The 25,879-nt window shown below is 50.6% G+C and carries 18 protein-coding genes and 1 pseudogene; 11 read left to right on the plus strand and 8 right to left on the minus strand.

The genetic code is table 11. The features are described from left to right. Positions 1 to 9 precede the first annotated feature (9 nt). Positions 10 to 1,230: a multifunctional CCA addition/repair protein gene (locus tag EA26_RS02915; RefSeq protein WP_039428728.1), complete on the minus strand. Its 1,221-nt coding sequence runs from the start codon at positions 1,228 to 1,230 to the stop codon at positions 10 to 12. A gap of 96 nt (positions 1,231 to 1,326) precedes the next feature. On the opposite strand from EA26_RS02915, the gene EA26_RS02920 reads away from it, so the two are divergent. Then, positions 1,327 to 3,453 carry an AAA family ATPase gene (locus tag EA26_RS02920; protein WP_039423888.1) on the plus strand — a complete coding sequence of 709 codons (2,127 nt, stop codon included), beginning with the start codon at positions 1,327 to 1,329 and terminating at the stop codon, positions 3,451 to 3,453. A 51-nt stretch (positions 3,454 to 3,504) separates the two neighbouring features. Here EA26_RS02920 and EA26_RS02925 read toward each other — a convergent pair whose 3' ends face one another. From EA26_RS02925 to EA26_RS02935, 3 genes are all read right to left on the minus strand, one after another. Further along, entirely contained in the window at positions 3,505 to 4,116 is a 612-nt protein-coding gene (locus EA26_RS02925) for a TIGR04211 family SH3 domain-containing protein (protein ID WP_039423892.1), read from the minus strand. Between the two features lie 184 nt (positions 4,117 to 4,300). Beyond that, positions 4,301 to 5,560, minus strand: coding sequence for an inorganic phosphate transporter (locus EA26_RS02930; RefSeq protein WP_039423894.1), 1,260 nt, complete (start codon positions 5,558 to 5,560; stop codon positions 4,301 to 4,303). A gap of 142 nt (positions 5,561 to 5,702) precedes the next feature. Beyond that, on the minus strand, positions 5,703 to 6,383 hold the full coding sequence (locus EA26_RS02935) for a TIGR00153 family protein (protein ID WP_039428731.1): 681 nt from the start codon (positions 6,381 to 6,383) through the stop codon (positions 5,703 to 5,705). A gap of 205 nt (positions 6,384 to 6,588) precedes the next feature. Here EA26_RS02935 and EA26_RS02940 point away from each other — a divergent pair, with 205 nt between their 5' ends. Continuing rightward, complete coding sequence (locus EA26_RS02940; protein WP_039423896.1) at positions 6,589 to 8,106, plus strand: CYTH and CHAD domain-containing protein; 1,518 nt, start codon at positions 6,589 to 6,591, stop codon at positions 8,104 to 8,106. A gap of 31 nt (positions 8,107 to 8,137) precedes the next feature. Here EA26_RS02940 and EA26_RS02945 read toward each other — a convergent pair. Next, positions 8,138 to 8,839: pseudogene (locus EA26_RS02945) on the minus strand (potassium channel family protein). A 112-nt stretch (positions 8,840 to 8,951) separates the two neighbouring features. On the opposite strand from EA26_RS02945, the gene EA26_RS02950 reads away from it, so the two are divergent. The 3 genes from EA26_RS02950 to hldE all read left to right on the plus strand — a co-directional run bounded on the left by EA26_RS02950 (position 8,952) and on the right by hldE (position 14,665). After that, positions 8,952 to 10,208: a methyl-accepting chemotaxis protein gene (locus EA26_RS02950; protein WP_039423899.1), complete on the plus strand. Its 1,257-nt coding sequence runs from the start codon at positions 8,952 to 8,954 to the stop codon at positions 10,206 to 10,208. A 115-nt stretch (positions 10,209 to 10,323) separates the two neighbouring features. Next, positions 10,324 to 13,164 carry a bifunctional [glutamate--ammonia ligase]-adenylyl-L-tyrosine phosphorylase/[glutamate--ammonia-ligase] adenylyltransferase gene (gene glnE / locus EA26_RS02955; RefSeq protein WP_039423902.1) on the plus strand — a complete coding sequence of 947 codons (2,841 nt, stop codon included), beginning with the start codon at positions 10,324 to 10,326 and terminating at the stop codon, positions 13,162 to 13,164. A 70-nt stretch (positions 13,165 to 13,234) separates the two neighbouring features. Then, positions 13,235 to 14,665 carry a bifunctional D-glycero-beta-D-manno-heptose-7-phosphate kinase/D-glycero-beta-D-manno-heptose 1-phosphate adenylyltransferase HldE gene (gene hldE / locus EA26_RS02960; RefSeq protein ID WP_039423904.1) on the plus strand — a complete coding sequence of 477 codons (1,431 nt, stop codon included), beginning with the start codon at positions 13,235 to 13,237 and terminating at the stop codon, positions 14,663 to 14,665. 107 nt (positions 14,666 to 14,772) lie between these two features. Here the strand turns inward: hldE and tolC are convergent, their stop codons facing one another. Further along, on the minus strand, positions 14,773 to 16,104 hold the full coding sequence (gene tolC / locus EA26_RS02965) for an outer membrane channel protein TolC (RefSeq protein WP_039423907.1): 1,332 nt from the start codon (positions 16,102 to 16,104) through the stop codon (positions 14,773 to 14,775). Positions 16,105 to 16,332: 228 nt separating this feature from the next. Here tolC and nudF point away from each other — a divergent pair, with 228 nt between their 5' ends. The 6 genes from nudF to parC all read left to right on the plus strand — a co-directional run bounded on the left by nudF (position 16,333) and on the right by parC (position 23,235). After that, positions 16,333 to 16,968, plus strand: coding sequence for an ADP-ribose diphosphatase (gene nudF / locus EA26_RS02970; RefSeq protein ID WP_039423910.1), 636 nt, complete (start codon positions 16,333 to 16,335; stop codon positions 16,966 to 16,968). Continuing rightward, positions 16,968 to 17,417: a DUF1249 family protein gene (locus EA26_RS02975; RefSeq protein ID WP_039423913.1), complete on the plus strand. Its 450-nt coding sequence runs from the start codon at positions 16,968 to 16,970 to the stop codon at positions 17,415 to 17,417. The genes nudF and EA26_RS02975 overlap by 1 nt, the downstream gene beginning before the upstream one ends. 18 nt (positions 17,418 to 17,435) lie before the next feature. Beyond that, a complete protein-coding gene (gene cpdA / locus EA26_RS02980; RefSeq protein WP_039423916.1) occupies positions 17,436 to 18,251 on the plus strand; it encodes a 3',5'-cyclic-AMP phosphodiesterase in 816 nt (271 codons plus the stop codon). Position 18,252: 1 nt separating this feature from the next. Then, positions 18,253 to 18,843 (plus strand): esterase YqiA, encoded by a 591-nt coding sequence (gene yqiA / locus EA26_RS02985; RefSeq protein WP_039423917.1) that lies wholly within the window; start codon positions 18,253 to 18,255, stop codon positions 18,841 to 18,843. Between the two features lie 225 nt (positions 18,844 to 19,068). Beyond that, positions 19,069 to 20,949: a DNA topoisomerase IV subunit B gene (gene parE / locus EA26_RS02990; protein ID WP_039423919.1), complete on the plus strand. Its 1,881-nt coding sequence runs from the start codon at positions 19,069 to 19,071 to the stop codon at positions 20,947 to 20,949. Between the two features lie 3 nt (positions 20,950 to 20,952). After that, positions 20,953 to 23,235, plus strand: a complete 2,283-nt coding sequence (parC, locus tag EA26_RS02995; RefSeq protein ID WP_039423921.1) for a DNA topoisomerase IV subunit A — start codon at positions 20,953 to 20,955, stop codon at positions 23,233 to 23,235. Between the two features lie 42 nt (positions 23,236 to 23,277). Here parC and degS read toward each other — a convergent pair whose 3' ends face one another. Next, entirely contained in the window at positions 23,278 to 24,345 is a 1,068-nt protein-coding gene (degS, locus tag EA26_RS03000; protein ID WP_039423923.1) for an outer membrane-stress sensor serine endopeptidase DegS, read from the minus strand. Positions 24,346 to 24,463: 118 nt separating this feature from the next. Continuing rightward, complete coding sequence (locus EA26_RS03005; RefSeq protein WP_039423925.1) at positions 24,464 to 25,831, minus strand: DegQ family serine endoprotease; 1,368 nt, start codon at positions 25,829 to 25,831, stop codon at positions 24,464 to 24,466. Positions 25,832 to 25,879: the final 48 nt, after the last annotated feature.

Consider the following 25,879-nt stretch of genomic DNA (forward strand, 5'->3'; position numbering starts at 1 on the left):
TATATCACTCTAGCGGCCAAGCGCGTTGGCCACTGCGGCAATGCGGCGTTTTTCCAGTTCATCGCGAATCGCAGAACCTTTGAATCCCGCTTCGATCACCGTTTGCACCTCAACGGACAAAGCGGCTTGGTATGCACGCATCATGAGTTCTGACTGCGGATACGGTTCGTTCTCCAGCCCTTTTCTGCCTGCATGATCCGCCTCGCAGCACAATAGGATCTCTTTTAATCGATCCGCCTTGCGCCACACATCAAAGCCATTGAGGATCTTGATGATGGTTGCTGGTTTAAGTTCAGCGGCGCGGTGAATGTTAGAGTGTTGCTGACAGACTAACAGCGCCAAATCGCGAAATTCATTGGGAATGCGCACTCGTTCACAAAGGCGCTGGATCAGTTTCTGTCCGGTGTGGCAGTGCAGCTTATGGCTTGGCCACTCCTCTTTGGGAGTCACGCCTTTGCCTAAATCATGCACTTGTGCGGCGAAACGAACCACAGGCGATGGGCTGCGCTTGGCGGCTTGCTCAGCGACCAGTAAGGTATGAACTCCAGTATCAATTTCCGGGTGCCACTTTTCTGGCTGAGGCACGCCAAACAGCGCGTCAATCTCTGGCAGCACGACTGCCAAGGCGCCGCACTCTCGCAGCACTTTTAGAAAAACTTGCGGCGCATCGCTATTGAGCGACTTGAACCACTCCTGCCAAACCCGTTCGGCAGTTAAGGCTTGCAGCTCGCCGGATTCTACGATGCTTCTCATTAGCGCCATCGTCTCCTCGGCGACACGAAAACCCAGCGGCGCGAGTTTTGCCGCAAAGCGAGCCACGCGCAGAACGCGCAGCGGATCTTCGGTAAACGCACTGGAGACATGCCTTAATAGTTTATCGGCGAGATCTTGCTGTCCGCCATAAGGGTCGATGATCTGGCCTTGCGCGTCCATCGCCATGGCATTGATCGTCAGGTCACGACGCAGGAGATCCTCTTCCAAGGTTACCTCCGGTGAGAAAAAGCACTCAAAGCCTTTGTAACCGGCCGAGGTTTTTCGCTCCGTACGCGCGAGGGCATATTCCTGTTTGGTTTTGGGGTGCAGAAATACCGGAAAATCGCTGCCAACGGCGGTGTAACCTGCGCTGAGCATCGCTTCGGCGGTTGCGCCGACCACGACCCAGTCGTTATCGTAAACTGGGATTTGCAGTAATCGGTCTCGGACTGCGCCACCGACTAAGTAAACTTCCACGTGTGACCTCGAATAATTGCTGATCTGACTGGACATTGTAGCAAGCAATGGTACTTTGCTCCCTATTGAAATGAGCCCGTTGCGTTTGGATTGTGTATGTATAAGGACTTTTTTGGCTTCTCTGAGTTGCCATTTTCGATTGTGCCGAACTCACGTTATCTCTATTTGAGTCAACGTCATCGTGAAGCCATCACCCATCTGCAGGCAGGTTTGGGCGATGGCGGTGGGTTTGCCATGCTAACTGGTGAAGTGGGGACAGGCAAAACCACCGTGGCTAAGTCGATGTTGGCCAACTTAGGTGACAACAAATGCGCCGCGCTGCTACTCAATCCGACCTTCTCCAGCTTGGAACTGCTCGAAGCAATTTGTGATGAGTTCAATCTCAGCTATCCACAGCAGGCAAGCCTCAAGCAACTCCATCAGATCATTCATCAGTTCTTACTGCGCAATCACCAAATCGGGAGGCAAACACTGCTGGTGATTGATGAAGCGCAGCACCTCGCGGCGGATGTTTTGGAGCAACTACGCTTACTCACCAACTTAGAAACCGAGAGCAGTAAACTGCTCAAAGTGTTGCTGGTCGGGCAGCCTGAGCTGCAAAAGCTGCTGCAAACCACCCAACTGCGTCAACTAGCCCAGCGCATTACGGGCCGCTACCATTTGTTACCCTTAGATGAGCGAGAGACGGCCGACTACATCGCTTTTCGTCTGCATACCGCTGGAGGTGACAAGCAACTGTTTGATCGCAGCTCGACCAAGCTGATTGCCAAATACAGTCACGGTATCCCGCGTTTGATTAACTTGATTTGCGATAAAGCGCTGCAATTGAGTTTTTACCAAAGTACGCTGCTGGTGTCCAAAACCAATGTGCATAAAGCGTGTGAAGAGGTGATGCAGTTTCAGGCGCAAATCTATCAGCAGCCTCAAACAGGCCGCTCCACTACAAGGTTGGCAAAAAGTGCCGTGGCGCTGAGCATCATCGCGCTGCTGGCAAGCGGTGGTTACTGGTACACCACGCAGCTAAGCACAAATCAAGCCGCAGTGGCTAGCGATGTTGAACCCGATGCGCCAAGCAGCGCTCTCGTGATTGCACCAGCACCGTCAGAGAATATCGTCGACTTGCTGATGGCTCGGCAAGATCCACAGCAGGCGCTGAGTGAGCTGTATCAAGTGTGGGGATATCAGGCGAGTGAGCAAGACAGCTTATGTCTTAATGCGCCACTGTCGGTATTTCGTTGTGCTCGCTTGCAGAGTAATTGGCAGGAGATAGTACAGGCTAACCGTCCAGTGGTGTTAACGCTACAGCAGCAGAATCAGCGTGGGTATGTGGTGCTTTGGCGCGTGCAGCATGAGTGGGCGGAGGTGCTCAATGGCGATGCGCGCCTGCGAGTACCCGTCGGCGAACTGCTCGCTTTGTGGCGCGGAGAAACGATGGCTATTTGGCGTGCGCCGCTGCGTGACACCTTAAAGCTCAACATGAGCGGCGAAGCGATTACGCTATTAGACCAGCTACTGGCGAAAGCGCTCAATGATGATCCGCTAGGCGGTGAGCACTTTGATAGCGCGCTACAACGCCGTGTGGAATGGTTCCAACAATGGCAGGGGATAAATGTCGATGGGATCGCCGGGCCGAACACTTTGTCGCGTTTGCAGCAGTTGGTTCAATTGAGCGCGCCGAGTTTGCAGCAAGGGGCTGAGCTAGACGAGCAAGAGAAGCTGGCGCAACGCTTGAGTTATCCGCCGTTCGGTTATCTATCACCGTTACCCAGAACTTTTCCGCAGGCGTCTCTGGTAGAAGCCAAACCTGCGCCTATACTGCTCGCGCAAAATGCCTCTTCACCTGAGCTACCGAACGCGGATAAGGCGCAAGACTTACTCGATAACTTAGATCTCTCAGGTTTTTCTCCAGAATTGGCGATGAAAGTGGAAAGTGCGTTGGCTTCACCATCACCTGAGCCAAGTCAGACAAAACAGGGGGAAGTGCATTCGCTGGAAATGGAAGCGGCGCGCTGGCGCGGGCGTTTACCGGCGCTGGATCTGCAATCGCATATTTACTCCAATGACAGCCAACGACGCTGGTTGAAGATCAATGGCGCAGAGTATCGCCAAGGGGATTGGATTGAGCAGCAAGTCAAGCTGGTGGAAATTTTACCTCAGTCGATTGTGGTGGAGTTTGACGGCGAGAAGATTGCCATTCCGGCTCTGTATGAGTGGAAGGGATGAGCGTAGAGAAGGATAAAAATCAGGCCGCAATCGCGGCCTGAACGTTTCGCATTATGCCCAGCCTGACGGGGACTTTTTACGGCGTGGGATCAAGTGAGGTAAGATCAAGCCAAAGAGCAAGCCGCCGCCCGCTACACCGCTACCATACATAAAGTATTTCAATAGCAGATCGTCTTTCTGGGTATCCAGTTTCGCGCGTAGCTGGCGATTTTCCGTTTGAACAGCGGTGAGCTGCTCGCTGATTTCACCATACTTCATCTCCAGTTCGGAAATTTGTTGATTACGGTTTTCCAGTGAATCGACCAAGCCCGCTTTTTCGGTGTCGGCACTTTGGCGCGCGTTGGCCAGTTGCGCTTTCACATCTTTAAGTTCTTTTTCCAGACGCGGAAGGCGAATCGCCATGCTTTCTTGGCGAGTGATAAATTTCGTTTGTACCCAGCCTTTACGACCACGTTCGTCAACCACTTCGCTGTAGCCCGTTTCGCTGTTGCTTTGCAGCAGTTGTACTTTACTGCCCGCATCAACACTGCCGATGATGCGGAAAGTGTTGTTTGGCCCTGAATGCATATAGGTAAACAGTTCATCTGCAATGTAGCGGTCTTGTGCGAAGAGTGACGGCACAGCAAAGACAGTCAGCAAAACCGTAACGATGAGTTTTTTCACAATAAATCCCTTAACGATTTCATTAGAGTCGGCGATAAATGCCCCGATTGACGAATAGTAAAAAGTTTCCCAAACTCATGCAACAAAGAAGGGAGGCAAAGCCTCCCTTAATGTGCGTTTGAGTCAAATATGACAAGGTGCTTACAAAATCTGTCCTTGCTTTACATATTTCTGACGCTTTGTGTTAGCCAAAAACTGCTTGCATCATATAGAAGAAGACGACCGCCAGCAGTGCGCCCGCAGGCAGCGTGACCACCCAAGAAGCGACGATATTACGCACCACACCTAAGTTCAGTGCAGCAATACCACGTGCGAAACCGACCCCCAGTACCGCACCAACCAGAGTTTGCGTGGTTGAAATCGGTAAGCCAGTGCCGGACGCCAGTACGACGGTTGAAGCGGTTGCTAGCTGGGCTGCAAAGCCACGGCTTGGCGTCAATTCTGTAATACCAGTACCGATGGTGGCCATCACTTTATGACCAAGCGTCGCTAAACCGAACACAATTCCCAAGCCACCCAGTGGCAGAATCCACCATGCGATAGAGCTTTTCGCGGCCACTTCACCCATATGTTCAACGGTTGAAACCACAGCAGACAAAGGACCAATCGCATTAGCCACATCATTTGAGCCATGAGCAAACGCCATAGCACACGCAGTGATCACCATGAGAGTGCTAAAGATACTCTCAACGCCGGCAAAACCATGGTCTTCATCACGATTAGCAAATTTCTTCTGAATGTAGAGATAGCCGCCGACCATCACGATGGCAGAAACCACCGCAGACCACATCCAAGCTTCTGAGCTTGAAAGGTGTAGCCCAACGTGCTTTAAGCCTTTTTTGATGGTAACTAGCGCAATCACCATAGTGGTGATGAACATGTATACCGGCACGAAACGCTTGGCATTGATCAGTGGTTTTTCTGTATCGAAAATGAGGCGTTGTGCGCTGACAAAAATGAGGTACGCAAAGAAGCCAGAAATCACCGGAGTAATAATCCAACTACCGACAATGCCTTTTACTGAGCTCCAATCGACCGCTTCTGTACCAACAGAGACACAAGCAAAACCAATGATAGCGCCGATGATAGAGTGAGTGGTAGAGACTGGCCAGCCCATGTAAGACGCCACCAGCAACCAAGTGCCTGCGGCAAGAAGCGCTGACATCATGCCGTAAATCAGCACATCGGGTTTATCTGCGAAGAGAGAGGTTTCAATCACCCCATTACGGATCGTTTCTGTCACTTCACCACCGGCTAAGTAAGCGCCTGCGAATTCAAAAATCATCGCAATAATAATGGCTTGTTTAACGGTGAGTGCTTTTGAACCTACTGAAGTGCCCATTGCATTGGCAACATCGTTTGCACCAATACCAATCGCCATCAAGAAACCGAAGACAGCTGCCACAATAATCAAGACGGTGCCGTAGTTCGCAAGGATTTCCATCGTAATACCTAGTTGTTGATAACAAGCGGAGCAACCCAAGCTTGTTTTTGACGCAGATAACGACCTTCAGCGTAGAAAATACTCATCGCCTAGCGGGTCGTCATACTGTGGTTGCTCTTCGTTATTTGGTTAACTTTTAAATTTAAGAACGAGAAAGCATAAGCTCTAAGCGAGCACCAACGCGCTGCGCTTGGTCGGCAATGCCGCCCACCCATTCCAGAATTTTGTACAAGAACATGACATCAATTGGATTCATTTTCGATTCGATAGCCATCAGCTGTTGGCGAAGAGTGATTTGCATCGCGTCGGTATCGTCTTCGATAACATCCAACTGATGGATCATCTCAGCGACCAGAGTCACTTCACGGCCTTTAAATCCGGTTTCGAGGAGTTCATCAAGCTCGTTGATGACGTTTTGAGCCTGGTTAGCGGCATCAAGACAACGTTGAACGTAAGCGATGAAATTGGATTGGAGTGCTTCAGGAATCACCAGTTTGCGACCGTAGACGCGACCTGCGATGTCCTTTGCCAGATTTGCCAGTTTGTCTTGCTGAGTGAGGAGCTCCAGCATGTCGGTACGATCGACCGGTAAGAACAAACCGCGAGGAAGTTTAAGGCGGATTTCACGCTTTAACACGTCAGCTTCTTTCTCTAGGTGAGAAATTTGTGCACGAATTTCCGCTGCTTTTTCCCAATCGCCCTCTGAACAGACTTCAAAGAACTTGATCAGGTGTGAGCAACACTCGTTGACACAAACCACGTGACGCTGCAAAGGCTTTATAGGGGACTTTGCAAATAACCCCATAATTGTATTTACTGGCATGGTCATTCAACCTAATAACTATAACCTTAAAAGAACATACACCATTTCATGGTGAAATGTTGAGCGATGGCTATAAAGGCGCGCATGTTAACGCATTAAATCCCGCATTAAAACTGTTTTAGATCATCTCTAGTGCGATATTTCTTTCTTGCCCCGTAAGAATTTAGGCAATATCCTGTTCCAGTCTGCTTTGAAAGGTACAACTATGGAAACCGAGATAGAACTGAAGTTTTTTGTTTCTCCTGAATTTTCAGAAACTTTGCGAGATAAAATCGCCGAAACCAAAGTACTTCAGCACAGTTGTCGAGATCTGGGTAACACCTACTTTGACACTCCAGACAACTGGCTTCGTCAACACGATACAGGCTTAAGGATACGCCGCTTTGATGACGTTTTTGTTCAGACTGTCAAGACAGCCGGACGCGTCGTTGCAGGCTTACACCAACGTCCCGAATACAATGCAGAACATACCTGTAACATCCCCGATCTCTCACTGCATCCGCTTGATATCTGGCCGCAAGGCAAAGAGATTGAAACCTTGCAAGCCGAATTGATGCCGCTTTTTTCCACCAACTTTAGCCGTGAACAGTGGTTAATTGGTATGCCGGACGGCAGCCAAATTGAAGTGGCGTTTGACCAAGGGTTGGTCAACGCACAGGACAAAGAAGACACGATTTGTGAAGTGGAACTGGAGCTTAAATCTGGTCAGACTGACGCGCTGTTTACCTTGGCCCGTTTGCTGTCTGAATCGGGCGGTATGCGTCTTGGTAACTTAAGTAAAGCGGCCAAAGGTTATCGCCTTGCGCAAGGTTATCAAGGCGATGAGGTGAAATCGCTCAGTTTGGTCGATACAGGCAAGCTCGATAACGTTGAGTATTGTTTGATCAATTCACTGGAGCATGCGCTGTCGCACTGGCACTACCACGAACAGATTTACGTTGAGCGTGAATCGGTGGAGGCTCTGCGCGAAATCAATCATGCCATCAGCTTTATTCGGCAAACCTTGACCATTTTTGGCGGGGTTGTGCCGCGCCGCGCCAGCGCCATTTTGCGCCAAGAACTGAAATGGTTGGAAGAAGAGCTGGCGTGGTTGGGCGAGCATGCGCATTTAACCGAACTTCTGGAAGACAAAGGCCATGTGCTGCGCAAGCTGGACGCGCGTAAATTTCTCGTCGCTGAGCTCACTCAACAATTTGACAACCTGCCGGATCGTGCAGAGATGCTGCGTCTATTAACCAGTGCGCGTTACACCGGCTTGTTGCTTGATTTGAGTCGCTGGATTCTAACTCGTGGCTGGCAGCCGTTTCTGGATGACAAAGCGCGTGAGCAGATGGCGAGTTCGGTCAAAGAGTTTTCCGTAACGCAGTTGGACAGAACTTGGACGGAGTTGATGGAAGCTTTTCCCGCCGAGCAAGAGATGACGGCGCAGGCGTATATTGATCAACGTTATCGCTTAATGCGCAATCTTTACACTGGGGTTGGCTTTGCCAGCCTTTACGATGCCGAAGAGCGCAACGGTTTTCGTATGCCTTGGGCGGATCTGATCCACGGTATTGATGACCTATTAATGCTGCGCCACTTGCATCCTTTATGTGAGAAGTTGGAAGCGGAAGAGCGAGAGCAATTAGAGCGCTGGTTGCTGCGTCAAGAACGTTCCATCTTGCACGCGATGGATCAAACACGCGCCATCGGTATTGAAGCAGAGCCTTACTGGCGACGCTAACTGGGTTGTTCGAGAAAATAGGGCATTTGCCCTATTTTTTTATCTGCTGTTCCAGACGTTCAAGCCGATTGAGGATCTCTTCTTGGCGCTGCAACATGGTCTCTAGCATCTTCTCTTTATTTATAGAGCGGGAAGTTTGCTGGTGGGTCGGGCTGGTGAGTAGCGAAGTGATCAGGCCTGAGATCATGCCAAACAGTCCTACACCGCAGAGGATCACAATCACTGCGACGATCTTCCCCCCCATCCGTCACTGGGTAATGATCGCCATATCCGACGGTGGAGATAGTGACAAACGCCCACCACAACGCATCAATGCCCGTCTGAATATTCGCTCCTTCTTCCTTGCCTTCCATAAAAAGCACCAGACCCGAGCCGAGCATCACCAGCACCACCATCAAGAGTAAAATGGAGGCGAGCGTAGCACTAAGATGACACGCAGAATGTGAAACAACCTTGCAAAGCGCAGTGGCTCCACTAAGGGGATGCTGGCGAGAAAATCGATCCAGTGAGTTTTCACAAAGTTGCGTTTGTCTGTGGCGCGGATCAAATCTACGCTCAGTTGTAGCAGGAAAATGCTACAGATTATGAAATCCAACCCGATAAGGATCTGGCGAGTTTCGTTATCGATAGGAAGAAACAACAAGCCAGAGATCACAAATAGCGCCATAAAAGACAAGATTAGTGATAACAGACTCATAGGTTTGGTGCTGTCTTTGATATCATTGCTATTCATACGGGGCTCGAAATAAATAGATTGGCTCAGTTTTTTTGAGAGTCAGCGCATTTTGTTGCTCGGGCAACACGCTTGTAAATAGGACTATAAAAGACTTGGTGGAGAACTGACAATGGAAAAGCTGGCGTTTAAACCCTGGGAAAGGGTGATTTCAGACATTCGCCTGGTTCCCAAGATGGTCATGCTGATGGTGTTCAGTACGATCTTAATCGTGGGGAAACAGCTGTGGGATGCGAGTACTTTTTATCAAGCTTTGTTGGCAGCAACGCAGAATGAGCAGCTTGCGCAACACCATTATGATGCTTACTTAGTGCAAGTTGCTTGGCAAACCGCACTGCTGATTGTGCTGTTTATTGTTCTATTGATGGCCGCAGCGAGTGTCATGCTGCGTCAGACTCGTTACCTCAATGATGCTATTAAACTCATGGCGCAGAAAAACCTCTCCATTCCCTTCGGGATGGAGTGTAAAGATGAATACGGTGACGTAGCGCGTGAGCTGGAGAAGACCCGTAAACAGTTACACGATGTGATCCAAACCCAGATTAATGCCTCGGATGAACTCTCTGGATTGACCGAAGTGATGACGCTGAGCATGTCGGAAACTAAAGAGTCTGCCCAAGAAGAGTTTAACGAAATTGACCAATTGGCAACGGCAATGAGCGAGATGACCTCCACGGTACAGACGGTGGCCGAGCATGCGCACAATGCCTCTTCACTGACGGAGTTGGCGTCCGAGCAGGCGAAAAAAGGTCAGCAGTTCCTTAAGGGCACCGTAAACAAAATGAGCCAACTTTCCTCCGATATTTCGGCGTCGGCGCAGGCAGTGAACCAAGTGGAAGAGCGTGTAGACGCTATCGGTAGCGTTGTCGGTACCATTCAAGGCATTTCTGAACAAACCAACCTGCTGGCATTGAACGCGGCGATTGAGGCGGCGCGTGCTGGTGAAGCTGGACGCGGGTTTGCAGTGGTTGCTGATGAAGTGCGTAACTTAGCACAGCGTACTCAGCAAGCGACGGTAGAGATTCAAGATATGATCTCTCAGTTGCAAAGCAGCGCAACTTCAGCGGTGGAACTGATGGAAAAAAGTGTGGTTGAGGCCGCTGAAGGGGTCGAGTTGGTTTCTAATGCGGGTCACGAGCTTGACGGCATCGTAGGTCAAGTTACGCAAATTAATGAGATGAACCTACACATCGCAACGGCTGCAGGTCAGCAAAGCAGCGTCGCGGCCGAGATGGATCAGAACCTCACCAATGTGCGTGAGCTGGTGGAAGCCTCGGTGGTGGTGGTGAGTGAACTCCTCGAGACCTCGGAAATCATGCAAAACAATGCCGAAGAGCTGGATAAAAAGATCAAGTTATTCCGCGTTTAATACAGAGAAAAATACCGAGAAAAAAGAGAGAACGCCCACATTGTCGATGTGGGCGTTTTTTATGGCGGCAACTCTGATATAAATAGCACAAAGCAAAACATTACAAGGAAGAATCATGCACTTGCCTTCGTCATTACAGCCTGTCGCAGAGCGGGCGATGCAAAGCGCCCAACAAGCGGGCTACATCGAGCATTGGTCGGCGGAGTTTGCCGAACAGTACCGCTATGTCGCAGGACTCAGCCCTTTTATTGTCGAGGCGCTGCAGCGCGACAGTCTGCTTGCCAAGCAATTGCCGACGATGTTGGCGGATGAAAGCCGTCAGGAATCATACCGAGCCCAATTGGCGGCGCTGCTGGCCGAGTGTCGTGACGAAGCAACGGGACAGTGCGTACTGCGCCAGTTTCGTAATCGTGAGATGGTTTACATCGCTTGGAAAGACTTCAGCCAAAGTTGGAGTTTGCAGGCGTCACTGAGCCATCTTTCTCAACTGGCCGAGGCGATGATTTTTGAGACTTACCAGTGGCAATACGCTTTGTGCTGCCAAGAGTGGGGAACGCCGACCAATGCCGCGGGGGAAGCGCAGCCGATGTTGATTATCGGCATGGGAAAACTCGGCGGTGGCGAGCTCAATTTTTCTTCCGATATCGATCTGATTTTCACTTATCCGGAAAACGGAGAGACCCAAGGCGCACGGCGTAGCATTGCCAACGCGCAGTTTTTTACCCGCCTTGGCCAGCGGATCATCAAAGCGCTCGATCAGCAAACCTTTGATGGCTTTTGCTATCGGGTGGATATGCGTTTACGCCCCTTCGGGGAGAGTGGCCCGCTGGTGATGAGTTTTGCTGCGTTGGAAGATTACTACCAAGAACAGGGGCGTGATTGGGAACGCTACGCGATGATCAAAGCGCGCGTGATGGGACGGGAGATGTACCCGCAATACCAAGAGCTGCGCCAGATGCTGCGTCCGTTTGTCTTCCGTCGTTATATTGATTTCAGCGCGATTCAATCGCTGCGGCGGATGAAGTCGATGATCAGCAGCGAAGTACGTCGCCGTGGTTTGACCAACAACATCAAGCTCGGTGCTGGCGGCATTCGCGAAATTGAATTTATCGCTCAGGTCTTTCAATTGATCCGCGGCGGGCGCGAACCCAGTTTACGCAAGCGAGGGCTCTTGACCACACTGGAGGCGATTGCCCAACTGCAACTGCTGACTCAAGAAGAGGTCAGTAGCCTGACGGTGGCCTATCAGTTTTTGCGCCGCTTGGAGAACTTACTGCAAGCCATGGCCGACAAACAGACGCAAACCTTGCCAGAAAGTGAGTTGGAGCAACTGGCTCTTGCTACGGCGATGGGGTATGCCGATTGGCAAAGTTTATTGCTAGAGGTCAATCAGCACATGGCGGCGGTGCATCAAGTGTTTGAAACCTTGATCGGTGATGACGAAGAAGAAGTGAGTCCGGTGGCGAACCACTTCAGCGAGCTATGGGATATGGCCCACAACCCAGAAGTGATTGAGCAGATTCTGCAAAACGATCTCTCCCTGGACGATCCCGGCGCAGTTGCCCAGCAAGTGATTCAGTTCAAAGCTGATCTGGCGAAAAAGACCTTAGGGCCGCGCGGGCGCGATGTGCTCAATCACTTGATGCCGAAAGTGTTCAGCGCGGCTTTTGCTCACCCTGAAGCGCAATTTGGTTTGCCGCGGGTGTTTTTCTTATTGCACAGCATCGTCACCCGCACCACGTATCTGGAACTGCTGGACGAGCACCCTGCCGCATTAACTCAGTTGGTGCGTCTGTGCACCGCCAGCCCGATGATTTCACAGCAGTTAGCGCGTTATCCTATCTTGCTTGACGAGCTTATCGACCCACAGCAGTTGTATAACCCCATTCCGCTCGAATCCTATCGCACTGAGCTGCGCGATTTTCTCGCCCGTATTCCTGAAGAGGATATGGAGCAGCAAATGGAGGCACTGCGCCAGTTTAAACAGATCTGCATTTTACGCATCGCAGCGGCTGATATCGCAGGTGTATTGCCAGTAATGAAAGTGAGCGATCACTTAACCTATTTGGCCGAAGCGATTGTCGAAGCCGTTGTCCATCAAGCTTGGCAACAAGTGGCGGAAAAATATGGTGAGCCAACCCATCTGAAAGAGAGAAACGGCAAAGGTTTTGCGGTGGTCGGCTATGGCAAAGTGGGTGGCTGGGAGTTGGGGTACAACTCCGATCTGGACGTGGTTTTCCTCCATGACTGCCCAACCAATGTCTACACCGATGGCAAAAAGGAGATTGATGGACGCCAATTTTACTTGCGTCTGGCACAGCGCATCATCCACATTTTCTCGACTCGTACCGCGTCGGGCATCTTGTATGAAGTGGACACGCGCCTGCGTCCGTCCGGTGCATCGGGTTTACTGGTGTGCCCGGTGGATGCTTTTGATGAATACCAGCGCCAAGAAGCGTGGACTTGGGAGCATCAGGCGCTGGTTCGCGCCCGTATGATTTATGGAGATGACGATCTAGCGAACGAATTTGCCCGTGTTCGTCACGAGGTACTGGCGTTGCCGCGTGATGAAAGCCAACTGAAAAAAGAAGTAGCGGAGATGCGAGTAAAAATGCGCGATCACCTTGGTGGCAAAAAAGCGGACCGTTTCATGCTCAAACAAGATCAAGGCGGGATCACCGATATCGAGTTCTTGGCCCAGTACTTGGTACTCAATTTCAGCGCGAGTAAGCCGAAAATGACACGCTGGAGTGATAACGTGCGCATCTTTGAAACCTCGATTGCACAAGGTGTGATGGATGAATCACAGGCGCTGGCGCTAACGCAGGCCTACACGCGTATGCGTGATGAGATCCATAAACGCAATTTGCTGAATCTGGATGCGGACGTGGCTCTGGATAAATTTACCGCTGAGCGACAGGTAGTAATGGATGCTTGGAACGCGTGGCTGAGCTAGCACCTTCCACTATTTAGCCCGCAAAAGGGCTGTGCTAAACTCTGCGCAGCAAAAAATTTGGAGATCGACAATGAAACCTATCCTACCTGATTACAGCAATGCAGGTGTTCTGATCATCGGCGACGTCATGTTAGACCGCTACTGGTATGGGCCTGTGAACCGTATTTCCCCAGAAGCGCCGGTGCCTGTCGTTAAAGTCGACAACAACGAAGAGCGTCCGGGCGGCGCGGCAAACGTGGCCATGAACATCGCCTCACTGGGCGGCCTTGCACACATCGTTGGTCTGACGGGTGAAGATGAGCCAGCCAGAGTGTTGACGGAAACCCTCAGTTCACTCAAGGTGAAGTGCGATTTTGTCTCTCTGCCAAACTATCCAACCATCACTAAACTGCGCGTGATGAGCCGCGGTCAGCAATTGATCCGCCTCGACTTTGAAGACAAGTTTGCCAATGTCGATCAAGCGTTGATCCTTTCTCGCATGGAACGCACTTTGCCACAGGTGCAGGCTGTGATTCTCTCTGACTACGATAAAGGCGCCTTAGAGCACGTTGAAGCGTTGATCGCCAAAGCGCGCGCCGCCAATGTGCCGGTATTCATCGATCCTAAAGGCACCAATTTTGAACCGTATCGCGGTGCTACGTTGCTGACTCCGAATATGTCGGAGTTTGAAGCGGTGGTTGGCAAAGTCACCTCGGAAGAGGATTTGGTGGCCAAAGCACTGGCGTTGATTGAGAAGTTTGATTTCTCTGCGCTGTTGGTGACTCGCAGTGAACACGGCATGACGTTAGTGCGCCCGGGGCAAAAGCCATTCCATCTGCCAACACAAGCCAAAGAAGTATATGACGTGACAGGGGCTGGGGATACGGTGATCTCTGTTTTGGCTGCTTCGGTTGCGGCGGGGAAACCACTGGAAGAGGCGTGCGCTCTAGCAAATGCCGCCGCCGGTGTCGTTGTCGGCAAACTGGGCACCTCGACCTTATCTACCATCGAGCTGGCCGAAGCGATTCATGGCAGCCGTGATACCGATTTTGGCGTGATTACTGAAGCGGCGTTGATCGATGCCGTCAAAGCGGCGCAGGCCAAAGGCGAAAAAGTGGTGATGACTAACGGCTGTTTCGACATTTTGCATGCGGGCCATGTATCTTACCTCAACAATGCGGCCAAACTGGGCAATCGCTTAATTGTGGCGGTAAATACCGATGAATCGGTGAAACGCCTCAAAGGGCCGGGTCGCCCGGTCAACCCAACCGATCGCCGTATGGCGGTCTTGGCGGGATTGGGCGCAGTCGATTGGGTGGTGCCTTTTAGCGAAGATACTCCGCAGCGTTTGATTGCTGCGGTATTGCCGGATCTGTTGGTCAAAGGTGGCGATTACAAACCCGAAGAGATTGCCGGTGGCGCAGAAGTGATTGCTGCGGGTGGTGAAGTGAAAGTACTCAACTTCGAAGATGGCTGCTCGACCACAGAGATCATCGATGCGATCAAAGGTGGCAAAGGTTAATCACCCGCCAAGATGAAGATCAAAAAAAGGGTTACTGATGAAGTAACCCTTTTTGTTTCGCACTTTCGTTAAGCAAGCCAGCGGAGAGACTGGCTCACCGTGGGCGACTATTTTTTCGCAATCAAACCCGCATCGACATCGAGAATATCCTGTTCACTCAGGGTGCCCACAGCTTGACGCAATTGCAGCACGCTCAGGATGTAGTTGTAACGAGCATCAGAGAGGTTTTTGTTGGCATCGTAGAGACGGCGAGTGGCATCTAACACGTCAACGATGGTGCGAGTCCCTACATCAAAGCCCGCTTCGGTTGCTTCCAGTGCGGATTTCGCTGAGACAACGGATTGCTCATAAGCGCGTAGCGCACCGATTGACGCATTGATGTTATTCTTCTGCGCACGCACTTCTTTGACCACACCGCGGTAAGTGGCTTCCAAATCTTGGCTGGTTGCTACGTAATTGAACTCAGCTTGTTTGGTTTGTGAGGTGATATTACCACCAGTATACAGTGGCACATTCAGGTTCAAACCAATATTGAAGTTGTTGGTTGTGCCGTCAGAACTTTCACTGCTACCAATATCGGCGTAGTTGTAGCCACCATCGAGCGTGAGAGAAGGCAGATGACCAGAGCTGGCCAGAGAAATGTTCTCTTTAGCGATGTCAGTGGCAATACGTGCTGACAGCAAGCTGAGGTTTTTCTCTTGCGCCTCTTCGATCAACGCTTCTGCAGGAGTGCTTGAGCGGCTGGCGGTGAAACGTTTGGTGTCCAGTACATTCAGATTTTTGTGCTCTTGCCCTGTGATCTCACGTAGCGCTTCGTAGCTGTTAGTTAGGCTGTTTTCGGCCAACACTTCATCAGCCAAAACGCCATCGTACTGCGCTTGCGCGTCGTGTACGTCGGTAATTGCGGACAAACCGACTTCAAAACGCTGCTTGGTTTGCTCAAGCTGACGCGCAACGGCGGCTTTTTCTGCACGGACAAAATCCAAGCTATCTTGCGCTTTTAAAACCGCAAAATACGCTTGCGCGACACGCAGGATCAAGGCTTGTTGCGTTGCCGCGTAAGAGGCATCCGCTTGACGAGCGGTTTTCTCTGCGTTGTCTAGCGTAATCCAAGAGGAACGTTTGTAGAGTTCCTGAGAAAAACTGATGCCCGCAGAAAGGGTGTTCTTGTCGTTGTCTGCCGTAGAAACTGAACTTGAATCAAAATCAGTCTCCCCGCGGGTTAGATTATACCCAGCGGTCAAATTAATTTGTGGCAACAAGCTGCTGCGGCTTGACGTAATCGCTTCAAACGCGGCATCTCGCTTTGCTTTGACACTCAGCAGTTGTGGGTCGTGTTGTTTGGAGAGGTCGTAAATCTCCGCCAGAGAATCAGCCCAAGCTGATGTATTGAGGCCGCCGAGTACTGCACCAATAAGCAGTGGAAGCAGTTTTTTCATTTTTTCATTCCTGCCGTTTATAGTTTGATTAATTCCCAAGAGTCTAACCTAAGTTGCTGGATATTTACCCTAAATTCTGCATTTTTTCTTAGTAGCTGTCCACTTGTATAATAAAAACAGCAACAATACTAAAAAATTTTAGAACAATTATATGAAAAGTTGAGCCAAGTCCTTTGAGTCATGTTTAAACAGTGAGTACACTACAAGATTCACTCAGTGAGGTGTCCGATGCAACAGTATGACAATAAACCCAGTGTTTTTACTCCCAACGATGTAGACGTGCTGGCCAAAGAAACCTTATTTAAAGGTTTCTTTAAAATGGTGAAATACCGATTTCGCCACAAATTGTTTGCTGGTGGCTGGAGTAATGTGATCGAACGCGAAATGTTTGAACGTGGTCATGCTGCTGCAATGCTGCCTTATGATCCTGTGCGCGATGAAGTGGTTTTGATTGAACAGATCCGTGTCGGTGCCTTAGAGCACAACCACCCGTGGCAGATGGAAATCGTCGCGGGCATGATTGATCGCGACGAATCGGCTGAAGAGGTGGTACGTCGAGAAGCGGAAGAAGAAGCGGGCATTTCGGTCAAAAATATCCACGCGATTGTCTCTTACTACCCTTCGGCGGGCGGATGCTCTGAAAAACTGGATGTGTTCATTGGTGAAGTGGATGCGTCTCAAGCATCTGGCATTCATGGTTTAGACTATGAAGATGAGGATATTCGTGTTCACGTGATGAGCCGCTCGCAAGCGTATGATTTAGTAAGAGAAGGTAAAATCGAGAACGGTGCCTCAATTATTGCTTTGCAATGGTTAGAGTTAAATCACTTGCAGTTAAAGTCGCAGTGGTTGGAGAAGGGTTGATGGTGCAGGTCGCAGTTAAAAAGCCGTACTACGTTGATTTGGCAGAGTTAATGAGAACCTACGAGACCAATTATGCCAAATTGAACGCGCTGTTGCCTTTTCAAGCTGAGGTTGGAGAGGTGCGCTGCTACCAAGTGGCCAATATGGTTTATCAACTGACAGTGAAAGAGGTCACAAAATACACCACGATAGTGGAGGTATGTCAGAGTGATGAGGCGCCAGTATTTCCTTTGCCAACGATGTCTGTCAGGCTTTATCACGATGCCAGAGTCGCTGAGGTGCTCTCCAGTGGCGACCACTCCCGTTTTAAAGCGAAATACGACTACCCGAATGACAAGTTAATGCAGAAAGATGAAAAACATCAGCTCAATGCATTTCTCGGTGAATGGCTCACGTTTTGCCTCAAGAGCGGTATCAGTCGAGCGCCAATAACATTTAAAGAAGAATAACAGAGTCAGGTTTTCATTTTGCAACATACAACCAGCGACACGAGCAGCATAAAGCTGCTGCAAATAACCGATACTCATCTGTTTGCGACCGATGAAGGCAGCTTATTAAGTGTCAAAACGCTTCAGAGTTTTCAGGCGGTCGTCGAGCAGGTCATACAGCGCCAAGTGGCGTTTGACTATGTACTGGCAACGGGCGATATCTCACAAGACCACAGCGCACACTCTTATCAGCATTTTGCTAAGGGCATCGCGCCGCTGCAAAAGCCGTGTTTCTGGTTGCCGGGAAACCACGACTATAAACCGAATATGTCGAGTGTGCTGCCTTCTTCGCAAATCACCGCGCCGGAGTATGTTGCGTTGGGCGAGCATTGGCAGATGGTCTTGCTGGATTCTCAGGTGGTTGGCGTGCCTCATGGCCGTTTAAGTGACAGCCAACTGGCCTTGCTGGAAGAAAAACTGGCCAGCAACCCCAGTAAACATACCTTAATTTTACTGCATCACCATCCGCTGCTGGTAGGGAGCGCTTGGCTTGACCAACACACCTTGAAAGATGCTGAGGTATTTTGGGAGATCGTTTATCGCTATCCCAATGTCAAAGGCATTGTGTGCGGCCATGTGCATCAGGATATGAATCGCATGCATCACGGCATCCGCGTGATGGCCACGCCTTCAACCTGCGTTCAGTTTAAACCCAACTCTGATGATTTCGCTTTGGATAATGTCTCTCCCGGTTGGCGAGAGTTGCAGTTGCATGCCGATGGCGAGATCACGACCCAAGTCCAGCGTTTGAGTGCTGGAAGCTTTTTACCCGACTTTACTTCGAGTGGATATTGATATGACAGAGAAAAAGCCCTCTTTATTACTTTATATTCACGGTTTTAACAGCTCCCCTCTGTCATTGAAAGCGCAACTGATGCAGCAATACTGCCAGTTGCATCGCCCGGATATCGAAGTGGTGGTGCCGCAACTGCCCAGTTTCCCCAAGCAAGCAGCCGATTTTTTGTTGTCCCTTGTTACCCAGTATCACGCAACACACCAAATTGGTTTGGTCGGCAGTTCGCTCGGAGGGTATTTGTCGACTTGGCTCAATGATCAATTTGGTTTCCGCGCCGTAGTGGTTAATCCGGCGGTCAAACCTTATGAGCTGCTCGCGGATTATCTTGGCCCGCAAACCAATCCTTATACGCACGAAAGCTATACACTTGAAAGTGTGCATATTGACGAGCTCAAAGCTCTTGAGGTAAAACGCATCGCTTCGCCAGAAGATTTCTGGCTGCTGCAACAGACCGGAGATGAAGTGCTCGATTATCGTCAGGCGGTAGACAAATTTGCTGCCAGCCGACAGACGGTGGAAGAGGGAGGCGATCATAGCTTTGTTGGCTTTGAACGTTATCCTGAGCAAATTATCACTTTCCTTGAGTTATAACTCCCTTCACTTTGTACAGGATTGGGGAAGGCTCATAGTTTTGCAGCTCATATCCAACCGTTTCTTGACATAGCCGGGCCGCTTTCCGACTATGTTTTCCGAATCCAGCTACCGTGTAGCACACAGGGCCAAACCTGTGAGTAACAGGGTAGCTTTTTCGTTGTCTGTGTTTAAGATGAGCAAGTTCTACAGACAACAGGTAAATATTGAGAACGATTCCGTATTATGACTGAACAATATAATGCTGGTGCCATTGAAGTACTGAATGGTCTTGAACCAGTACGTCGCCGACCAGGGATGTATACGGATACCACGCGCCCCAACCACTTAGGTCAAGAGGTGATCGACAACAGTGTCGACGAAGCGCTGGCCGGACATGCCTCCAAAGTACAAGTCATCTTGCATGCAGACCAATCACTGGAAGTGATCGACGATGGTCGCGGCATGCCTGTCGATATCCACCCGGAAGAGAAGGTCTCGGGCGTTGAGCTTATTCTCTGTAAGCTGCACGCTGGCGGTAAATTTTCCAATAAAAACTATCAGTTTTCCGGTGGTCTACACGGGGTAGGCATCTCCGTGGTCAACGCTCTGTCCAAACGGGTGGAGGTGACAGTACGTCGTGATGGTCAAGTCTACGAAATTGCGTTCGAACATGGTGACAAAGTTTCCGATCTTACCGTCACAGGCACGTGTGGCCGACGCAATCGCGGTACCAGTGTGCACTTTTGGCCAGACGCCAAATACTTTGATTCCGCCAATTTTTCCGTAACACGCCTTGTCAATAACTTGCGTGCTAAAGCGGTGCTGTGCCCCGGATTAGAAATCACTTTCAGCGATAAAGTGAATAACCAAGAGTATCAGTGGCGGTATCAAGACGGGCTGAAAGACTACCTGTTTGAAGGCGTGAAAGGCTACACCTTGTTGCCCGAAGAGCCGTTTACCGGCGCTTTCTCGGCAGAAACTGAAGCCGCAGATTGGGCGGTCATTTGGCTGCCGGAAGGCGGTGAAATGATCACCGAAAGCTACGTTAACCTCATTCCGACCGCGCAAGGCGGCACGCACGTCAACGGCTTGCGCCAAGGTTTATTGGACGCGATGCGCGAGTTCTGCGAGTTCCGCAATATGCTGCCACGTGGAGTAAAACTGACAGGGGAAGACGTTTTTGACCGCTGTGCCTACGTCCTGTCGGTGAAGATACAAGACCCGCAATTTGCTGGCCAAACCAAAGAACGTCTATCGTCTCGTCAAACCGCTGCGTTTGTCTCTGGTGTGGTGAAAGATACTTTTAGCCTGTGGCTTAACGAAAAGCCGCAGCTTGCTGAGCAACTGGCTGAAGTGTGTATTGCCAACGCCCACCGCCGTATGCGCGCCAGCAAAAAAGTGGTGCGCAAGAAGGTGGCTTCGGGCCCGGCGCTACCCGGCAAGCTGACCGACTGCTCGGTGCAAGATCTCAATCGTACCGAAATTTTCTTTGTCGAAGGGGACTCGGCGGGCGGCTCTGCCAAGCAAGCGCGCGATCGCGAGTTCCAAGCGGTGATGCCGCTGCGCGGTAAAATTTTGAATACCTGGGAAGTCTCAGCCGATCAAGTGCTGGCTTCACAGGAAGTGCACGACATTTCGGTTGCGCTGGGCATTGATCCCGACAGCGACAACTTAGAAAGCCTGCGCTACGGCAAAATCTGTATCCTCGCTGATGCGGACTCCGATGGGCTGCACATCGCGACACTGCTGTGCGCGCTGTTTACCCGTCATTTCCGCGCTCTGGTCGAAGCGGGTCATATCTATGTCGCCATGCCGCCGCTGTATCGTATCGACTGTGGCAAAGAGGTGTTCTACGCCCTCGATGATGCAGAAAAAGAGGGTATTTTGGAGCGTCTCAGCCAGAAGAAAGCCAAAATCAACGTACAACGCTTTAAAGGCTTGGGTGAAATGAACCCGCTGCAATTGCGTGAAACCACCATGGATCCGAATACGCGTCGTTTGGTGCAGCTCACCATTGATGACTCCGAAGCGACCATGGAAATGATGGACATGCTGCTGGGTAAGAAGCGTGCCGACGACCGTCGATCTTGGTTGCAAAACAACGGCGATATGGCAGAGGTTTAATAGATGTCTACAGAAATTACCTACGATGGCGTCGAACAGTTGCCAATGCGCAAGTTCACTGAAGACGCTTATCTCAACTACTCGATGTACGTGATCATGGACCGTGCCTTGCCATACATTGGCGATGGCTTAAAACCGGTTCAGCGTCGCATCATTTATGCGATGTCAGAGCTCGGCCTGTCTGCATCAGCAAAATACAAAAAATCGGCGCGTACGGTTGGTGACGTGCTGGGTAAATATCACCCGCACGGTGATTCTGCCTGTTACGAAGCCATGGTACTGATGGCACAGCCATTTTCCTACCGTTATCCGCTGGTGGATGGCCAAGGAAACTGGGGTGCGCCGGACGATCCGAAATCGTTCGCCGCGATGCGTTATACCGAAGCGAAACTGTCTAAATTTGCCGATGTGTTGCTTGGCGAATTGGGCCAAGGCACGGTCGAGTGGCAAGCAAACTTTGACGGCACGATGAAAGAGCCGAAAATGTTGCCTGCGCGTTTGCCACACATTTTGCTTAACGGTGTGACGGGTATTGCGGTGGGGATGGCGACCGACATTCCACCACACAATGTGCGTGAAGTGGCGGACGCAACCATCCATTTGATTGACCATCCACAGGCTACGCTGCCTGATCTGATGCAGTTCGTCAAAGGGCCGGATTACCCAACCGAGGCGGAAATTACCTCACCAGCGTCAGATCTGGAGAAGATCTATCGCACTGGCCGAGGCAGCATCAAAATGCGCGCGGTATGGCATAAAGAGAGCGCTGATATCGTCATCACCGCGCTACCGCATCAGGTGTCTGGCGCCAAGCTACTTGAGCAGATCGCCGGGCAAATGCGCGCCAAAAAGCTGCCGATGGTCGAAGATTTACGTGATGAATCGGATCACGAAAACCCAACGCGCATCGTGATTGTGCCACGCTCTAACCGTGTCGATTGCGAACAACTGATGAACCATTTGTTTGCTTCAACTGACTTGGAGAAGAGCTACCGAGTAAACCTCAACATGATTGGCCTTGACAACCGCCCTCAGGTCAAAGGTTTAGTACAAATTCTGGCTGAATGGATAGAGTTTCGCCGCGAGACTGTTCGCCGCCGCTTGCAATATCGTCTGGATAAAGTGCTGGCGCGTTTGCACATCTTAGAAGGTTTGTTGATCGCGTATCTCAACATCGATGAGGTGATTGAGATCATTCGCACCGAAGATGATCCTAAAGCGGTGTTGATGGCGAGATTTTCCATTACCGATATTCAAGCTGACGCGATTCTTGATACCAAACTTCGTCACCTAGCGAAGCTCGAAGAGATGAAGATCCGCGGTGAGCAAGATGAGCTGGAAAAAGAGCGTAAGAAGCTGGAAGAGTTACTGGGCTCTGAGCGCCGTTTGAATACGCTACTGAAAAAAGAGATCAAAGCTGACGCCGAGAAATTCGGTGACGATCGCCGCTCTCCGCTTATCGAACGTGAAGAAGCGAAAGCGCTCACTGAACGTGATTTGCTGCCGAATGAAGCGATCACTGTGGTGCTGTCGGAAAAAGGCTGGATCCGTCATGCCAAAGGACATGAAGTCGATTGCGAAGGGCTAAGCTACAAAGCGGGCGACAGTTATCTTGCTCATGCATGCGGTAAGAGCAACCAGCAAGTGGTGCTGTTTGGCTCGGATGGGCGCAGCTATTCGCTCGAGTCGCATACTTTGCCGTCCGCGCGTGGGCAAGGTGAGCCGATTACAGGCCGACTCAACATCACGCCGGGTAGCAGTATTCGTCAACTGGTGATGGGAGAAGAGGATCAACTGTGGCTGGTGGGTTCGGATGCGGGTTACGGCTTTGTCTGTAAAGGTAGCGATCTGCTGTCGAAAAACCGCAGCGGTAAAGCGCTCGTCACCTTGCCAGAAAATGCCGAAGTGATGACGCCATCGGCGGTGCTGGATCTGGACAACGATGACATCCTTGCGATTACTAACCAAGGGCGCATGTTGATGTTCCCGATCAAAGATTTACCGCATCTTGGTAAAGGTAAAGGCAACAAGATCATCAATATCCCGGCGGCCAAAGCCAAATCGAAAGAGGAAGTGTTGTCTCATCTTATCGCATTGCCGAAAGGGGTGTCGTTAACCCTATACGCTGGCAAACGTAAGCTGGGGCTTAAACCGAGCGATCTGGAGAATTTCCGTGGTGAACGTGGTCGTCGTGGTGGCTTGCTGCCGCGTGGCTTGCAGCGGGTCACTCGGATCGAAATTGAATCCTCCGACAGTGAGCTTGCGCCAGAGCAAGAGCAAGAGTAAAGCAGACCCCAGCATAGCGCTGGGGTTTGTCATTTTATGAGGTTAGATTTCTCGCGCATCTTCGGCGATGGTCACTTGCAGAGTGATTTCTTGGCCCTTACGAATCACGCCGACATCGACCGTTGTGCCTGGGCGCAAATCGGTGACAATGTCCATCACGCTTTGCCGTCCTTGGATCTTATTGTCATCAATACTGATGATGATGTCTTGTGGCTGAAAGCCTGCTTTGGCTGCTGGTCCGTTTGGATCCACGCCTAACACCACAATCCCGCCAATGTGCTCATTTCCTAATAAACGCGCAGTCACGGCGTTGATGTCTTGTCCATCAATACCAATGTAGCCGCGAATGACTCGCCCGTCGGCGATGATCTTTTGCATGATTTTATCGGCCAGCAAATAAGGAATAGCAAAAGAGATACCGTAGGTTTCCATGTCGGTAGCTTGCTGGAAAGAGGCGGTATTGATGCCGACCAACTCTCCGCGAGTATTGACCAAAGCGCCACCAGAGTTACCTTCGTTGATGGCAGCGTCGGTTTGAATAAACGCTTGTCGGCCATCGGCACTGATCGAAGAGCGGCCCGTGGCAGAAATAATACCAAATGTGGTGGTTTGGCCTAAGTTGTACGGGTTACCGATGGCCAAAACCACATCGCCGACTTTCGCTTTATAGCTTGGATTAAGAGGGATTACCGGTAGATTGCTGCCTTCAATACGTAAAATGGCGATGTCGGTGCGGCGGTCTTTCCCCACTAACTGGGCCGCGGCGACCCGACCATCTTGCAGCGCGACCACAATTTGATCCGCCTGAGCGACGACATGATAGTTGGTGATGATGTAGCCCTTTTCGCTGACAATCACCCCAGAACCTAATCCTTGAGTAGAGAGCTTGCTGCGATCATTTTCTACATATTTACGACTGTAAATGTTCACTACCGCTGGCGCAGCATTGTGCACGGCTTGATTAAAGGAGATTTGCATCGTTGCGGCATCTTGAGGAACTGGATCTAAAGGAGTGATCAAGACTTTACTGCGTAAAGAGGGAACCGCCAGCAACACCAATGCTGCTGTCATCAGCCCCAATAAAATAGAACGCAAAAGAAAGCTCACCATACCCTCTCCACAAAAACGGAACAATTTGCAAACAAGGGTGAAGAATAGCACTACCGACAGAAATAATAAAAGGGCAGCCTATGCAAGGCTGCCCTAAGTTAGTGAAGTCTCAGCGAGATTAACGAATCACGAGGTAGATAGTGCGTTCGCCACGCTGAATATTTAGCGCCAGTACACCAGTTTGTTTTTCCACTATGGTGCGGAAATCAGCTAAGTTTTTCACGCGCTGACGATTGACACCAATGATGATGTCATCCTTTTTCAACTGGTAGCGGGCAGCCGGTGAATTGTCTGCGACTTCAACCACTTTTACCCCAGCAATGCGGTCGGAGCTACTAGTATTGGCTAACTCCGCTCCTGCCAGTCCTTCATGCATTTTGTCCGCTTTGGCTTTGGTTTGCTGAGATTCGCTTAAAGTGACTTTGAACTCTTTCTCTTTACCATCGCGGATAACACCCAGTTTGATTGATTTACCCGCTCCCAAGGTGGCAATTTTGGCTCTCAGTTCAGAGAAGGTCTCAATCTTCTTGCCGTTGAGCGAGACAATAATATCGCCAGCCTTGATGCCCGCCTTATCGGCTGCCGAATCTTCGACCACTTGGCTGACAAACGCCCCTTTGCTCGAGTGATAACCCAAAGCGTCGGCAAGTTCTGAGGTAATTTCACCGCCTTGTACTCCGAGCATACCGCGTTTCACTTCACCGAATTCGAGAATCTGATCGGTGAGGTTTTTCATCATGTTCGATGGAATGGCAAAACCGATCCCCACGTTGCCACCGCTGGGGCCTAAGATAGCGGTATTGATGCCAATAAGCTCACCGTTCAGATTGACTAAGGCACCACCGGAGTTTCCGCTGTTGATGGCGGCATCCGTTTGAATAAAGTTCTCGAAATTTTCGATATTAAGGCCGCTGCGCCCTAGTGCTGAAACGATCCCTGAGGTGACTGTCTGCCCTAAACCGAAGGGGTTACCGATGGCGACGCTAAAATCTCCGACGCGCAGTTGATCGGAATCGGCAATCTTAATCTCGGTCAGATCTTTAACGCCGCTCACTTTCAGCAACGCGATATCCGACATCTCGTCTCCGCCCATCAGCTCAGCATCGGCTTCACGGCCATCATGAAGTTGTATACGGATGCTATCCGCGCCTTTGATGACGTGGTAGTTAGTGACGATATAGCCCTTATCCGCATTAATGATTACACCAGAACCGAGCCCGCGAAAGGGGCGTTCGCGCACTTGCTCTGTGGGAAAATCTGGACCGAAGAAAAATTGAAACTGCTCGGGGATGCGTGAGCGTTCGACTTGTTTACCTTCCACCGCAATGCTGACTACCGCAGGGGTGACGCGCTCAAGCATGGGGGCTAGGCTAGGTAGTTCTTGTCCATTCACCGCGGTAGGAAACGCCGCACTGACTGGTAAGGGAGCGAGAGCTGAGCTTAAACTCAATGAAAGGGCAGTTAAAACAAGCAAAGGTTTTTTCATCCGATAACTCCTCATAAATAAGGTCTATTGCAAGGGAGATTGGCTCAA

Origin of the sequence: Vibrio navarrensis (assembly GCF_000764325.1) — a bacterium.
GTDB classification, from domain to species: Bacteria; Pseudomonadota; Gammaproteobacteria; order Enterobacterales; family Vibrionaceae; genus Vibrio; species Vibrio navarrensis.

Excerpts from the sequence above, each read along its gene's own strand:
- EA26_RS02920 (WP_039423888.1), top strand. The coding sequence starts at position 1,327 with ATGTATAAGGACTTTTTTGGCTTCTCTGAGTTGCCATTTTCGATTGTG.
- EA26_RS02930 (WP_039423894.1), bottom strand. The coding sequence starts at position 5,560 with ATGGAAATCCTTGCGAACTACGGCACCGTCTTGATTATTGTGGCAGCT.
- EA26_RS02935 (WP_039428731.1), bottom strand. The coding sequence starts at position 6,383 with ATGCCAGTAAATACAATTATGGGGTTATTTGCAAAGTCCCCTATAAAG.
- EA26_RS02940 (WP_039423896.1), top strand. The coding sequence starts at position 6,589 with ATGGAAACCGAGATAGAACTGAAGTTTTTTGTTTCTCCTGAATTTTCA.
- EA26_RS02950 (WP_039423899.1), top strand. The coding sequence starts at position 8,952 with ATGGAAAAGCTGGCGTTTAAACCCTGGGAAAGGGTGATTTCAGACATT.
- glnE (WP_039423902.1), top strand. The coding sequence starts at position 10,324 with ATGCACTTGCCTTCGTCATTACAGCCTGTCGCAGAGCGGGCGATGCAA.
- hldE (WP_039423904.1), top strand. The coding sequence starts at position 13,235 with ATGAAACCTATCCTACCTGATTACAGCAATGCAGGTGTTCTGATCATC.
- tolC (WP_039423907.1), bottom strand. The coding sequence starts at position 16,104 with ATGAAAAAACTGCTTCCACTGCTTATTGGTGCAGTACTCGGCGGCCTC.
- nudF (WP_039423910.1), top strand. The coding sequence starts at position 16,333 with ATGCAACAGTATGACAATAAACCCAGTGTTTTTACTCCCAACGATGTA.
- EA26_RS02975 (WP_039423913.1), top strand. The coding sequence starts at position 16,968 with ATGGTGCAGGTCGCAGTTAAAAAGCCGTACTACGTTGATTTGGCAGAG.
- yqiA (WP_039423917.1), top strand. The coding sequence starts at position 18,253 with ATGACAGAGAAAAAGCCCTCTTTATTACTTTATATTCACGGTTTTAAC.
- parE (WP_039423919.1), top strand. The coding sequence starts at position 19,069 with ATGACTGAACAATATAATGCTGGTGCCATTGAAGTACTGAATGGTCTT.
- parC (WP_039423921.1), top strand. The coding sequence starts at position 20,953 with ATGTCTACAGAAATTACCTACGATGGCGTCGAACAGTTGCCAATGCGC.
- degS (WP_039423923.1), bottom strand. The coding sequence starts at position 24,345 with ATGGTGAGCTTTCTTTTGCGTTCTATTTTATTGGGGCTGATGACAGCA.
- EA26_RS03005 (WP_039423925.1), bottom strand. The coding sequence starts at position 25,831 with ATGAAAAAACCTTTGCTTGTTTTAACTGCCCTTTCATTGAGTTTAAGC.